The organism is Martinezella sp. CNPSo 3959 (assembly GCF_057784355.1).
Genome location: NZ_JBXSOV010000018.1, coordinates 21145 through 35556, shown reverse-complemented (window position 1 = coordinate 35556; position 14412 = coordinate 21145). Strand labels below are relative to the sequence as shown.

9 protein-coding genes are annotated in these 14412 nt (G+C 61.6%); 3 read left to right on the top strand and 6 right to left on the bottom strand.

Annotation, left to right across the window (positions count from 1 at the left end; genetic code table 11):
- Nucleotides 1-20 precede the first annotated feature (20 nt).
- On the bottom strand, nt 21-3023 hold the full coding sequence (polA, locus tag AC13RE_RS26125; protein WP_488565090.1) for a DNA polymerase I: 3003 nt from the start codon (nt 3021-3023) through the stop codon (nt 21-23).
- Between the two features lie 437 nt (nt 3024-3460).
- Between polA and AC13RE_RS26120 the strand changes: the two genes are divergently transcribed.
- Nucleotides 3461-3877 (top strand): MarR family winged helix-turn-helix transcriptional regulator, encoded by a 417-nt coding sequence (locus AC13RE_RS26120; RefSeq protein WP_112338499.1) that lies wholly within the window; start codon nt 3461-3463, stop codon nt 3875-3877.
- A 66-nt stretch (nt 3878-3943) separates the two neighbouring features.
- Here AC13RE_RS26120 and AC13RE_RS26115 read toward each other — a convergent pair whose 3' ends face one another.
- On the bottom strand, nt 3944-6286 hold the full coding sequence (locus tag AC13RE_RS26115) for a bifunctional diguanylate cyclase/phosphodiesterase (RefSeq protein ID WP_488565089.1): 2343 nt from the start codon (nt 6284-6286) through the stop codon (nt 3944-3946).
- 199 nt (nt 6287-6485) lie between these two features.
- Between AC13RE_RS26115 and AC13RE_RS26110 the strand changes: the two genes are divergently transcribed.
- Both AC13RE_RS26110 and AC13RE_RS26105 read left to right on the top strand, forming a co-directional pair.
- Complete coding sequence (locus AC13RE_RS26110; RefSeq protein ID WP_488565088.1) at nt 6486-7874, top strand: M20/M25/M40 family metallo-hydrolase; 1389 nt, start codon at nt 6486-6488, stop codon at nt 7872-7874.
- Between the two features lie 103 nt (nt 7875-7977).
- Nucleotides 7978-8901: a nucleoside hydrolase gene (locus AC13RE_RS26105; RefSeq protein ID WP_488565087.1), complete on the top strand. Its 924-nt coding sequence runs from the start codon at nt 7978-7980 to the stop codon at nt 8899-8901.
- A 50-nt stretch (nt 8902-8951) separates the two neighbouring features.
- On the opposite strand, the gene AC13RE_RS26100 is transcribed toward AC13RE_RS26105, so the two are convergent.
- The 4 genes from AC13RE_RS26100 to AC13RE_RS26085 form a co-directional block, all read right to left on the bottom strand.
- Nucleotides 8952-10124: a M20 aminoacylase family protein gene (locus tag AC13RE_RS26100; protein WP_488565086.1), complete on the bottom strand. Its 1173-nt coding sequence runs from the start codon at nt 10122-10124 to the stop codon at nt 8952-8954.
- Nucleotides 10125-10296: 172 nt separating this feature from the next.
- Complete coding sequence (locus tag AC13RE_RS26095; RefSeq protein WP_488565085.1) at nt 10297-11358, bottom strand: ABC transporter ATP-binding protein; 1062 nt, start codon at nt 11356-11358, stop codon at nt 10297-10299.
- A complete protein-coding gene (locus AC13RE_RS26090) occupies nt 11355-12908 on the bottom strand; it encodes an ABC transporter permease (RefSeq protein WP_488565154.1) in 1554 nt (517 codons plus the stop codon). Before AC13RE_RS26090 ends, AC13RE_RS26095 begins: the two co-directional genes overlap by 4 nt.
- Nucleotides 12909-13118: 210 nt before the next feature.
- Complete coding sequence (locus AC13RE_RS26085) at nt 13119-14135, bottom strand: iron ABC transporter substrate-binding protein (protein WP_015338342.1); 1017 nt, start codon at nt 14133-14135, stop codon at nt 13119-13121.
- Nucleotides 14136-14412: the final 277 nt, after the last annotated feature.

Here is a 14412-nt window from a genome sequence, read left to right as displayed (position 1 = left end):
CGGGGGCGGGATAGGCAGCCTCAGTGCGCCTCATCCCAATTATGAGCAGCGCGCGCATCGACCTTCAGCGGCACAGCCATGTCGACCGCCGGCATGGCGGCGTTTTCCATGACCGAGACGATGATCGGCGTGGTGCGCTCGACATCGGCATCCTCGACTTCGAAGATCAGTTCGTCATGCACCTGCAAGAGCATGCGCACACGATCGCCAAGCCCGGCTGCGGCCAGCGCCGGCTCCATCTTGATCATGGCGCGGCGGATGACATCGGCGGCAGAACCCTGGATCGGCGCATTGATCGAGGCACGCTCATTGAAGGCGCGGACGGAAGGATTGGAGGAACGGATTTCCGGGAAATGGATGCGGCGGCCGAAGATCGTCTCGACATAGCCTTTGTCGCGCGCCGCCTGCTTGGCACCCTCCATATAGTCGCGGATGCCCGGGAAGCGCTCGAAATATTTCTTGATGTAGTCGCCGGCTTCCGAACGCTCGATCGAGAGTTGGTTCGCCAGACCGAAGGCGGAAATGCCGTAGATGATGCCGAAGTTGATCGCCTTGGCGCGACGGCGCACTTCGCTCGGCATGCCATCCACCGGCACACCGAACATTTCGGAGGCCGTCATGGCGTGAATGTCGACGCCGTCTTCGAAGGCCTGCTTGAGCTGCGGGATATCGGCGACATGCGCCAGCACGCGCAGTTCGATCTGGCTGTAGTCGGCGGAGACGAGCTTGTGGCCCGGCGTCGAAATGAAGGCCGTGCGGATCTTGCGGCCCTCCGCCGTGCGCACCGGAATATTCTGCAGGTTCGGCTCGGAGGAGGAGAGGCGCCCTGTCGTGGTCGAGGCCAGCGAATAGGAGGTGTGGACGCGCTTCGTCTCGGGATGGACATAGCTCGGCAGCGCATCCGTATAGGTGGATTTCAGCTTGGTGAGCTGGCGCCAGTCGACGATCTTGCGCGGCAGCTCGAAGCCGGCCGCCGCCAGATCCTCCAGCACCTGCGCCGAGGTCGACCATTGCCCGGTTTTGGTCTTACTGCCGCCGGCCAACCCCATCTTGCCGAAAAGGATATCGCCGAGCTGCTTCGGCGAGCCGATATTGAAGCGCTCGCCGGCCAGATTGTAGATCTCGTCTTCCAAGGCGGCGGCGCCCTGCGCCAGCTCGCCGGAAAGGCGGGAAAGGATCTGCCGGTCGATGGTGATTCCGCGCTCCTCCATATGGGCAAGCACCGGCACGAGCGGCCTTTCCAACCGTTCGTAGACGACTGAAAGTTTTTCCGCCGCAAGTCGTGGTTTCAGCACCAGCCAGAGGCGCAGCGTCACGTCGGCATCCTCGGCGGCATAGGCGGTGGCGCGGTCGATATCGACGAGATCGAAGGTGACGTTGGACTTTCCGCTGCCGGCGACGTCCTTGTAGGCGATCGGCTTATGCCCGAGCCAGCGCTCGGAGAGGCTGTCCATGCCATGCGTGGCATTGGCGCCGCCATCGAGCACATAGGATAGCAGCATCGTGTCGTCGAAGGACCGCGTCTCGATGCCGTAGCGCTTCATCAGCAGGTAATCGTATTTGAGGTTCTGCGCGATCTTGAGGATGGAGGCATCCTCCAGCAGATCCTTCAATCTCGGCAGCGCATCACGCAGCGGGATCTGATTGTCAGCGAGGCCGCCGCCCAACAGATCGCCGATACCGGTCTTATGAGCGAGCGGCACATAGGCGGCGCGGATGGAAGAACCCGAGGGATCGTTGCGGTTGTCGGCGATTGCCATCGAGAAGCCGACGATCTCGGCCTGCATGGCATCGAGCGAGGTCGTTTCCGTATCGAAAGCGACGATACCGGTTTCGCGCGCATCCGCGATCCAACGGTCGAGCGTGGCGATATCGCGGATGGTCACATATTTCGAATGGTCGATCGGCGCGCTCGCAAAACTTGCGGCGCGCGCCTTGGCGAGATCCTCGGGCTCTGTGGTGCCATCCAAAGCCAGACGCGCCTTGGCCGACGGCGCCGGAACCGATGCCCCTTCGGCCTCGACAACGCTGCCGGCAACAAGATCGACATTTTCGCCGACATCGAGATCGGGGCCATGAGCGCCCTCGCCCCATTCGATCTTGACGACGGCGGGCTCGATTGCCGCCGCATCGCAGTCGCAGGCCTCCGCCACGCGCCGCGTCAGGGTCGTGAATTCCATGGTCTTCAGGAAGCCGATCAGCTTCGGGCCGTCCTGCGGCTCCAGCACCAGCGCGTCAAGCGCAAGTTCCAGCGGTACATCCGTCCTCAGCGTCACCAACTGGCGCGAAATGCGGGCAAGTTCGGCATTGGCGATGATGTTTTCGCGGCGCTTCTGCTGCTTGATCTCGTCGGCGCGGGCGAGCAGCGTGTCAAGATCGCCGAACTCGTCCAGAAGCTGCGCCGCCGTCTTCGGGCCGATGCCGGGAATGCCGGGGACGTTGTCGACCGAGTCGCCGGTCATGGCCTGGAGATCGATCATCTTGTCCGGCGGTACACCCCACTTCTCGAGCACGTCGGGAATGCCGATCTGCTTGTCCTTCATGCTGTCATACATGTGGACCATGGGGGTGACGAGCTGCATCAGATCCTTGTCGGACGAGATGATCGTCACATCGGCGCCAGCCGCCTCCGCCTGACGGGCATAGGTCGCAATGATGTCGTCTGCCTCGAAGCCGTCGGTCTCGATGCAAGGCAGGTTGAAGGCGCGGGTCGCCTCGCGGATGAGGCCGAACTGCGGGATCAGCTCTTCCGGCGGCGCCGAGCGATTAGCCTTGTATTCCGGGAAGATCTCCTTGCGGAAGGTCTTCGAGGAATAGTCGAAGATCACGGCGAAATGCGTCGGCGTCACACCGACCGAGGTATCGCGCGCCGAAGTCAGCAGCTTCCACAGCATATTGCAGAAACCGGAGACGGCGCCGACGGGCAATCCGTCGGACTTGCGCGTCAGCGGCGGCAAAGCATGAAAGGCCCGGAAAATGAAACCGGAACCGTCGACGAGGAAGAGATGATCACCTTTTTTCATGGAAGCATGGATAGCGTGGCGCACTTCCAACGTCCATATAAACTTCAGTTTTGCAGTGTTGTAACAGGGCCAGATCTCTCACCGAAACGTTACTAACTTTTAATCAATCTAATCTGCGCATTCCCTTGAAAAACCACATTCGAAACCTCAAATCCTATTCACCGGCGATGATACGCCGCGGGTCTGACAACCGGCCTGTCCCCCGCCATGTCAGACTAGGACAAAGGCCTATCCCCTCTCCGGGCCTTTGTCCCTCTTTCATGAGCCGCCATGGCGTCCCCTCCAGGCCATGGCGGCTTTTTCATACCAAAAAATGCAACCTATGAAGGTGAAAAAATTCACCTGAGTTGCTTATTTCAGAGGGGATCTACGCGAAGAATTGCTGATTGTCTTGCTTCTGAATTATGGGCATATTTGCAATCATGGGATTTAATCGGATGGACTCCGCCGCCTACCTTGCCAGTCAGATGGCGAAGGGATTCGCTCGCTCGCTACAACAACGCGCGGCGACGCTCGGCTTTTCCCCCGGTCAGTTTCCGATCCTGCTGGAATTGTGGTCCGAGGACGGGCTGACGCAGAAGCAGCTGCTCGAGAGGATCGACATCGAACAGGCGACGATGGCCAATACGCTGTCGCGCATGGAACGGGACGGCCTGGTGGAACGCCGCCCGCACCCTTCGGACAAGCGGGCGCAACTGGTCTTCCTGACGAACAAGGCCGCGGCCATGCAGGCGGAAGCGATCGAGGCCGCCATGGCCGCCGATACGGATCTTCTAAAGGATTTCCGGCAATTCGAACGCGAGCTGCTGCTGGAATATATCCGGCGCGTGCTGGAGAATGCCAGGCAGCTTTAGAGCAATCCCAGGAAAAGCATGCAGCGGTTTTCCGCAAAGCCGCTTCATACGTTTGCGCAGCGCGCCTCAGCCCTGGCCGACCACCCTATTCAAAGCTGATTGGAACTGGCTCGGCCCGACATCGGGCTTGCCGAAGAATATCCCCTGAAGCTGGGCGCAGCCTTCCTCGATGACGATGCGGCGCTGGGTTTCCGTTTCGACCCCTTCCGTGACCACAGGCATATTCAAGCTGTGACCGAGGCCGATGATGGCACGGACGATCGAGCGAGCTGCGGGATCGTGTTCGAGGGCGCCGGTGAAGCTGCGGTCGACCTTGATCTTGTCGAATGGGAAGGCGCGCAGGTTGCTGAGCGAAGAAAAGCCGGTGCCGAAATCATCCATGACCACGCGAACGCCGAGGCGATGCAGCCGCTGCAATGTCGCTATCACAGTCGTTCGTTCGCGCATCAGCGCCGCCTCTGTGATTTCCAGTTCGAGGCGCTGCGGATCGAGGCCGGTTTTGCGCAGGATACGTTCGATCTGGTCGTAGAGGGTCGGGATCATGAATTGCAGCGGCGAGAGGTTGACCGCGACATTCGCGGGCTCGCTCCAGCGCGTCGCCTCCTGGCAGGCCTGCTGCAGCACCCATTCACCGATCGCAACGATCGATCCGCTTTCCTCGGCAATGGGAATAAACGTCTCTGGATCAATCACGCCTCGATCCGGATGCGCCCAGCGCAACAGCGCCTCATAACCGCTGACACCGTCGCTGCCGACATCGTAGATCGGCTGATATTCCAGGAAGAGCTGACGGCGCAGAATGGCTTGACGCAGATCGTTCTCAAGCTGGCGACGGGTGCGCACGGCCTTGTCCATTTCGGCATCGAAGAAGCAGGCGTGGCCCCGGCCCGCATGCTTGGCGCGATAAAGCGCCATATCCGCATTGGCGTAAAGCTGCTCGGCGCTCGTGCCATCGCGCGGATAGATGGCGATGCCGATGCTGACGCCGACGGCCGTCGGATCGCGGGCGGTATCCATCTCCATGCCAAATTCCGAAAGAACGCGCTCGGCAAGACGCGTGGCCCCCTCGGGCTGCTGACGCCTGGGCTGGATAATGGCGAATTCGTCGCCGCCGAGCCTTGCCACCGTATCGCCCTCCTCGATCGCACGCTGCAGGATGCCGGCAACCTTGCAGAGGATGCGATCGCCTTCCGCATGGCCGAAGACGTCGTTGATGGCCTTGAAGCGGTCGAGATCCAGACAGAAGATGGCGACTTCCCCGCCCCTGCGGTTGGCCACCTGCAGCGCTTGACGCATGCGCTGGTCGAACAGCGAGCGATTGGGCAGATCCGTCAATATATCATGGTGCGCCAGATGCTCGATCATCTGCTGCGCCTGACGCCGCTCGGTCAGGTCGCGCACGACCAATACGCTGCATTCGTGGCCGCGATAGGTGATGGAGCGACGCACGGTTTCGACTGGGATCGCGTTGCCATCATAGCCGGACAGCGTTGTCTCCAGTGGAATGGCGGCATCACTTTGGGCATCTATGTCGATCGCCAGGAAGGTTTCTGGCGAGGCGCCGACCACCTGCTGCTGCGACCACCCGGAAATGGCGAAAAATCGCTCGTTGGCATCGATGACCCGGCCGTCGCGGAGGATGAGCAGGCCTTCGAGCGAAGCATTGGCGAAGCCGCGAAGGTCGGTCAGATGACGGTCGATGAAGATGGCGCCGAGAGCGATGAGGATCAGACCCATCGCAGCAGCCATGACGATGCCTGCGAGGATGCTTCGATCCATGGCGAGGGCGGCCCCCGGCATCCCAATTTCGGGCATCAGCGTCACGCCGCTCATCGCGGTGAAATGCAGGGAACAAATCGCAAGCAACAGCAGAAGAGCGCCGACCATGATGCGACTGAAGCCACGAAGGCTGCGAAACACCAGGAAAGCCAGTGAAGAGAAGACGCCACCGATCGCGACTGAAGCGACGACGCGCGGTATATCGAAGGAGAGCTTTGCCGAGGCCTCGATGGCCTGCATGCCCGTGAAGTGCATGGCGGCTATTCCAAACGCCATCAGCATGCCGCCGACTGTAAAGGAAACGCGATTGTCCCATTCGAAGGCAACGGCAATCGCGAGCCATGAACCGACGATGGCAAAGACCACCGAAAGCGCGGTCAGCGAAACGCCGTAGGAGATGGGAAGGTTACTCTCATAGGCGAGCATGGCGATGAAATGCGTCGCCCAGATACCAATACCGCTGGCAAAGGCTGCGGCCGCAATCCAGTAGCGACGCTGATGCGACTGGCATTCCTGTGCACGCGAAAAAAGAAGCATGGTGGCAAGGCTACCGATGAGGCAGATGGCTGCCGCCACGAGAATAAGCCTGAAGTCATGAGCGTCGCGAATACATGCAATCACTGAAAACATTACGCGTCTCCAGAATACTCTTCTGGATTGACGTTATTTCTAATAATCTAAAAAACTTGTAAACTACATGCGCAACTAATCACATAAGAGCAGGCTCCCGTCGAAAGAGGCAAGCTACGGTAAATTTTCGGTTTTAACGCCTCGAAACCGGCTGGCCTTTGGTCTATCGTCGCTCCAAATCTCATGTAAGGAGTCGGATATGACCGATCTATCGCCCGTTCTCGACCGCGCCGATCAGAACCTTCCCTCCAGCCTCGACAACCTTTTCGAGCTGCTGCGCATCAAGTCCATTTCGACGGACCCGGACTACAAGCCGGAATGCCGCAAGGCAGCTGAATGGCTGGTCACCTATCTGAACTCGCTCGGCTTCAAGGCCTCCGTGCGCGATACGCCCGGCCATCCTATGGTGGTCGCCCATCACGATGCCGGCACCGCCGATGCACCGCATGTTCTGTTCTACGGCCACTACGACGTGCAGCCTGTTGATCCGCTCGAGCTCTGGGAAAGCGATCCCTTCGCTCCCGCCATCAAGGACCTGGGCAATGGCCGCAAGATCCTGACCGGCCGCGGCACGTCCGACGACAAAGGGCAGCTGATGACCTTCGTCGAGGCGGTGCGCGCCTACAAGGAAACGAGGGGCGCACTGCCGGTGCGCATCACCGTCCTCTTCGAAGGCGAAGAGGAATCCGGCTCGCCCTCGCTCAAGCCCTTCCTTGAAGCCAATGCTGCCGAGCTGAAGGCGGACTTTGCCCTTGTCTGCGATACCGGCATGTGGGACGGCGATACGCCGGCGATTTCGGCAGGCCTGCGCGGCCTCGTGGGCGAGGAAATCGTCATCACCGCTGCTGACCGCGACCTGCATTCGGGCCTTTTCGGCGGCGCTGCCGCCAATCCGATCCACATTCTAACCGACATCCTTGCCGGACTGCATGACGAAACGGGGCGCATAACGCTTCCCGGCTTCTATGAAGGCGTCGAGGAAACGCCTGCTAATATCAAGGCTTCCTGGGAGAAGCTCGGCATGACGGCCGAAAAATTCCTCGGCGAAGTCGGCCTGTCGATCCCCTCGGGCGAGAAGGGCCGGTCCGTGATGGAACTCACCTGGGCGCGGCCGACGGCGGAAGTAAACGGCATTTGGGGTGGCTATACCGGCGCCGGCTTCAAGACGGTGATTGCCGCCAAGGCATCGGCGAAGGTCTCCTTCCGCCTCGTCGGCCAGCAGAATCCGGCGGCGATCCGCGAGAGCTTCCGCGCCTATGTGCGCTCCAAGATCCCTGGAGATTGCTCGGTGGAGTTTCATGAGCATGGCGGCTCGCCGGCCATCCAGCTTTCCTACGATTCGCCGGTACTGACCAAAGCGAAGACGGCGCTTTCCAACGAGTGGCCGAAACCAGCCCTCATCATCGGCATGGGCGGCTCGATCCCGATCGTCGGCGACTTCCAGAAGATGCTCGGCATGGAATCGTTGCTCGTCGGTTTCGGCCTCTCCGACGACCGCATCCATTCGCCGAACGAGAAATACGAGCTGCGCTCCTATCACAAGGGCATTCGCTCCTGGATCCGTATCCTTGATGCGCTAGCCAGCTAAGCGATCCGCGGGACGAACACCGCTTGCGCGCGTCCCGCGACCATCCCGCCAGGGCGGCAGGAAACGCCGCCGTGCCATTTCGCTGCGACCGATGAGATAGAGTATGGGAATCTGGATCGATACCGATATGGGATTCGATGATATCGCCGCTATTCTGGTGGTGGCGCATTCGGATCTCGCCATCGATGGCGTTTCGCTCGTCAGCGGCAATGCACCCCTATCTCACGTTAAGGCCAATGCGGCGAGCGCTGCCGCCGTCTTCAACTGGACCTTTCCGATCCATACGGGCCGCAAGCTGCCCGTTCTCCGCAAGCTGGAAACGGCGCAGAACATTCTCGGCCAGACCGGCATTCCGACCACAGGCAGAAGCCTGCCGCCGGCCGATCCACTTCCATTCAGCGACGCATTTACCGCGCTATGCGACTGGCTTTCCGACAGCGACGGGCCGAAGCGCATCCTGGCGCTCGGGCCGCTCACGAATATTGCCGCTTTGGCGTTGGCACGGCCGGATCTCGCCGCCCGCATCGACGAGATGACCTGGATGGGCGGTGGGGTCACTGCGGGCAATCACACGGCATCGGCTGAGTTCAACGCCTTTGCCGATCCCGAGGCGCTCGCCATTGTGTTGGCGCATGCCCTGCCGTTGCGCATGATCGATCTCGACATTTGTCGCAAGGTCTTGGCCTGGCCGGAGGATGTCGCCCGCATCCGTGAGAATGGCAGCGAAAAGGCGCAGCTGCTCGCGGATCTACTAGAGGGCTATGTGAACATCGCCATCAGCCGCGGCAGACCCGCCATGGCGATCTACGATCCAACAGCGGCCGCCATTTTCGTCGAACCTGACATCGCCACCCTTCGGCATGCCCGGATCGATGCGGAATTGCATGGACAGCACACGCGTGGGCGCACCGTCGTCGAAACGCGCGCCTCGCATGGGCAATTTAATGCCCATTTTGCTGCGGAGATCGACGCCGAAAGGGCACGCCGGATCATATTCGACGCATTGCTGCGAGAGGCTGAACGCTGAGAAGTGGTGGCAATAGAGGGATACCGCGGTAAGACACGTTGAGACCTGCCTCAGCCCTCTCCCAATTCCTGCTCGACCAATGTCGTCCAGAAAGCCACACCCGAGGCGATTGCCTCATCGTTGAAATCATAGGCCGTATTGTGATGCAGGGCGCCGTCAACGGCCGGGCCATTGCCGAGCCAGACATAGCAGCCGGGAGCGTTCTGGCCGAAGAAGGCGAAGTCGTCGCCGGCTGTCGATGGCGGAAATCGGGTCCGCACATTCTCGCCAAAAACAGCCGTCGCAGCCTTCAACGCCCGCGCCGTGGCATCGGCATCGTTGACGACGGGCGGGATGCGGCGCTCGAACTGATAATCGACGGCAATGTTGAACATGGCTGCAGTCCCATGCGCCAGGCGTCCGATCTCCTCTTCCAGCTGATCGCGGACCTCCGGCGTATAGGCGCGCGCCGTGCCGCCGATCTCGACCGTATCCGGTATCACGTTCAGCGCCTTGGGATCGCCCGCCTGCAGCGAGCAGGCACTGACGACGGCCGGCTGCAGCGGATCGACGACGCGGCCGACGATGGTTTGCAGCGCGGAAAGGAAGGTCGCCGCTGCCGTGATCGGGTCCTTGCCAAGATGCGGCTTGGCGCCGTGGGTGCCGGTGCCTCGGAAGGTGATGCGCCAGCTATCCGATGAAGCAAGCTGAGGCCCTTCGACAACCGCCATCTCGTCGATCGCAAGACCGGGCATATTGTGAAGCCCGTAGACGGCATCGCACGGAAACAGATCGAAAAGGCCATCTTCCACCATGCGCCTGGCGCCGCCACGACCCTCCTCAGCCGGCTGGAAGATGAAATGCACCGTGCCGGAAAAGCCGCGCTTGGCGGCCAGATGACGAGCGGCACCGAGCAGCATCGTCGTATGGCCATCATGCCCGCAGGCATGCATCTTGCCTGGGATCGTGGATTTATAGGGACGGTTGGCCTTTTCCGGCATGGCGAGCGCATCCATGTCGGCGCGAAGGCCGATACGGCGCGTGCCGTTGCCGACCTGCAGCGTGCCGACGACACCCGTCCTGCCGAGGCCGCGATGCACGGTCAGTCCTGCTTCCTCCAGCAAGGTGGCGACGATGCCGCTGGTGCGCTCCTCCTCAAAGCCGAGTTCTGGATGCGCATGAAGATTGCGGCGGAGCGAGGTGAGGAAAGGCAGATCCGGCTCGATCTCATGGGGAAAAGACATGGAGAGATTCCTTCGGCATGGGGCACGATGATGCGTGCCTAAAGCGCACCGCGATCCTTCGCTTCTTGCGCTTTAGGACGTTGATTTGACGCATGTCGTTGTCGCAAAACCGCTGCACGCTTTTGCGCGACATGCTTTATCTTCCCCAAAGCGTCGCCTGCTTCAACTCGAATTAACGCTCAGCTATCGAGCTGTCGAACACATGTGCCTTTCCGATGACGCTCACCGAAACCATGCTGCCGACCTCGGGCAGGCCGACGCCGGAACTCTTGATATTCAGCGTCTCGGAGCCGTTGGAGAGCACGACCGTAACAGCACAGACGGCGCCGCCGAACTCGATTTCGGTCACCTTGCCGATGCAGGCAGCACCCGCGCCGGCTTCATCGATCGCCCGGAGGCGCAATTGCTCCGGCCGCAACATGATGTCGGTGCGACCCTGCCGGTTCCCGGCATCGACCAGGATCTGCCCCAGGACACATTTGGCCAGACCTTGATCGAGATCGGCCGCCAATATGATGGCATCGCCGAGGAAGAGTGCCGTCTCGCGATCCCTCGGGTTGAGATAGAGCGCCTGCGGCGTACCGGCCTGTATGAGCCTGCCCTCGCGCAGGACAGCAACCTGATCTGCAAAGGACAGGGCCTCCGCCTGATCATGCGTCACCAGGACCGCCGTGATGCCGGCGATCTGCAGCACGCGGGCGACGGCCTTGCGCATGTTTTCGCGCAGGCCGGTATCGAGGGCGGAGAAAGGCTCGTCGAGCAGCATCAGCCGCGGCTTGCGGCCGAGCGCGCGGGCAAGCGCCACGCGCTGCTGCTGGCCGCCGGAGAGCTGATGCGGCCGGCGGTCGAGCATGCCGCGGTCGAGTTCGACCATATCGATGAGGGCGTTGATGCGCTGGTCGCGGTCGCGCGCGCCGCGCTCCATGCCGAAACCGATATTCTCCGATACGCTCAGATGCGGAAACAGGGCGCCATCCTGAGAGACAATGCCGATGCCGCGCCGATGCGCGGGTACGATGGCCTCTCCATCCGCCAGTGTTTCGCCCTGAAGCACTACCTGACCGGCATCGGGAGTTTCGAAGCCGGCGATGATCCGCAGCAGCGTCGTCTTGCCGGAGCCGGAGGGGCCGACGATGGCCGTGCGGCTGCCGGCAGCTATCGTGAGGTCGATATTGTCGAGCGCCTGCACGGGACCATAGCGCTTGCTGATATTCTTGATCGCCAGAAAGGTCATTGTCCGGCCGTTCGCTTTGATTGCGTGTAGAGAAGAAGGGTGAGCGGCAGCGACAGGACGACCATCATGAAGGCGTAGGGCGCTGCGGAAACATAGTCGATCTCGCTGGTCAGCGACCAGAATTTCGTCGCCAGCGTTTCCGTACCGTTGGGAGAGAGCATCAGCGTCGCCGTCAGCTCGTTGGTGATGCCGAGCGCGACGAGCGCGACGCTGGCAGCAAAGCCGGGAGCGGCAAGCCGCATGGTGATCTGCCGCACCGCCTGCGCCGGCGTACGGCCGAGCGCCATGGCGGCGCGCTCGAGTTCGACGGGTGCCTGAGCAATGCTGGCACGTAGACCGACCATGGCGCGCGGCAGGAACAGCAGCACATAGGCGAGCAGAAGGGTGGCGAACGTCTGATAGAGCGGCAGGACAAGCCGGACGGTGATCGACACCAGGGCCAGGGCGACGACGACGCCCGGCAGCGAGCCGACATAATAATGGCAGGCTTCGAGAATGCGCTGCAGCCGGCCGGGCGCGCGTACCGACAGCCACGCCATCGGGGTCGCTGCAATGGTGGCGAGGAGGCCACCGGCGATCGCGAGAAGAATGGTCTGCAGTAAGGCCGAGCCGACCGTGTCGATCCGCCAGACGCCTGCGCCGCCGAGATAAAGCCAGCGCGCCAGGGTGACGAAAGGAACACCGAGCGTCAATGCGGCGGTGACGATGGGCAGCGCGACCGCGGGAACGACGAACCAGCCGAGACGGCGCCGATCGGCCGGGCGGGCGGCACCCGAGCCGATACGGGCATAGCGTTCGTTGCCGCGCGCCAGCACCTCGATGCCGAGCAGCAGCAGGCAGCAGAAGACGAGGACGCCGCCGAGCATGTTTGCCGCCGGACTGTTATAGGCCGATTGGAACTGGTCGACGATGGCGGTCGAGAAGGTGTCGAAGCGGATCATCACGTAGAGACCGTATTCCGCCAGGAGATGCAGGCCGATCAGCAGCGAGCCGCCGCAGATGGCGAGGCGAAGCTGCGGCAGGATCGCCCGGAAGAAGACCCGCCAGGGGCCGAGGCCGAGCGAGGCTGCGGCATCCTCGATCGCCGGATCGAGCCGGCGCAGCGCTGCCGCGACCGGTAGATAAAGAAAGGGAAAATAGGCAAGCACCGATACCAGCACGCCGCTCCAGAGCCCGCGCATGCTCGGCACGAGGCTGACCCACGCGTAGCTGTGCACGAAGGCGGGTACGGCAAGCGGTGCGGCCGCCAGCCAGGACCAGAGACGCGCGCCGGGGATATCGGTGCGTTCGGTCAGCCAGGCGAGCGTGACGGCCAGCAGGACGGAAAGCGGAATGGTGCAGACTTCGAGCAGGACGGTATTGACGAGCAGATCGCCGACGCGGCTACGGAAAATCAGAGCAACGACTTCTGTCCAGCCAGTGTCGATCGTGATCCAGACGATGAAGCCGAGCGGCACCAGGCTCAGAAGCGCGACGATCGAAGCAAGGGCGACGACGGATGCGTGCCGAACGCGGCTACGGGGAGCAGCCGTCAACGGGGGCATTCGCATGGCGGCGGCCTCGCCGGCATATGTGTTCTTCTGCAGCAAATCCGAGCTGCCTTTCACGCCCTGAAATAGGAAGGCAACCGCCGCTGACGGCGGTTGCCCGATCGATCGACCCTGCGGCCATTCGTATGCCCTAGCAGGGCAGGCGGACGGGATGCAAGAGCCGAGCCCACGCGAAGGCCCGCGAAACGTGCTCGCGCGCGGGCTTTTGCGTTAGATGAGACCCGCTTCTGTCATCAGGTCGGTGACCTTCTTGCTGTTCAGCTTCGAAGGTTCAACTTTCGGAGCCTGGAGGTCGGAGAGCGGCACGAGCTTCGGATTGGAAGCCTCGCCATTGCCGACGGCATATTCAAACGAGTTGCCATCGCGCAGGACGGCCTGGCCGCCCTTGCCGGTGATCCACTTCAGGAAAGCCTGTGCTTCCTTCTGGTGCTGGCTGGACGCCAGAACGCCGCCGCCGGAAATGCTGACGAAGGCACCCGGATCCTGGTTCTTGAAATAGTGCAGCGAGACATTCTTGCTGTTTTCGCCGGTCTTGGCCTGATCGCCGAACCAGTAATAGTGATAGATGACAGCGCCTTCGGTCTCGCCGGCATTGACAGCCTTCATCGCGACGCTGTTGCCCTTGTAGAAGCTCGCATTTTCCTTCATCGCCTTCAGCCAGGCGCGGGTTGCGTCCTCGCCCTTCAGCTCAAGCAGCGCACTGACGATCGCCTGGAAATCGGCGCCGGCCGGCGAAGCGCCCCAACGGCCCTTCCACTTGGGATCGGCGAGATCGAGGAGCGATTTCGGCAGATCGGCTTCCTTCAGCTTGGTCTTGTCATAGGCGAAAACGGTGGAACGGGCGGCGACGCCGACCCAATTGCCATCGGCTGCCTTGAAGGTTTCCGGCACCTGGGCGAGTGTCGCGGCATCGACCGGAGCGAAGAGCTTGTTGGCATCGACCAGAGCCATGCCCGGCGAGTTTTCCGTCAGATAAACGTCTGCCGGAGAGGCAGCGCCTTCCTGAACGATCTGGTTGGCAAACTGCATATCGCTGCCGTTGCGGATCGTGACCTTGATGCCGGTTTCCTTGGTGAAGCCATCCGCCCATGCCTGCGTCAGCGTCTCATGCTGGGCATTGTAGACGACGATACCATCGGATTCGGCGGCATGCGCCATCATCGGAGCGACGGCAAGACCTGCGGCAAGCGCCAGCGCGCTGGTGAGATGAGAAAAGGAAAAAGTCATTAAGTCCTCTCGCTTGGAAGCCACCGTCATCGGGCAGCGATGCGGTAGCCTATATTTTTCCTGACCGTTTTTTTCAAGTTTACGGTGGTGCCTGCTTATCACAAAAGTTTGATAATGGGAGTCAAGATTTCATCTTCGACCGTCGCGAAGGCTGACAGGCACGATCGGAACAAAATAGCTCGCCTTGCGGCCGAACCCCGGTCAGGAATGTACTGGCGGATCGCTCCTCATCGCTCAAGCATTGGGCATAAACGAAAGGCCGCGGCATCTGCATGCC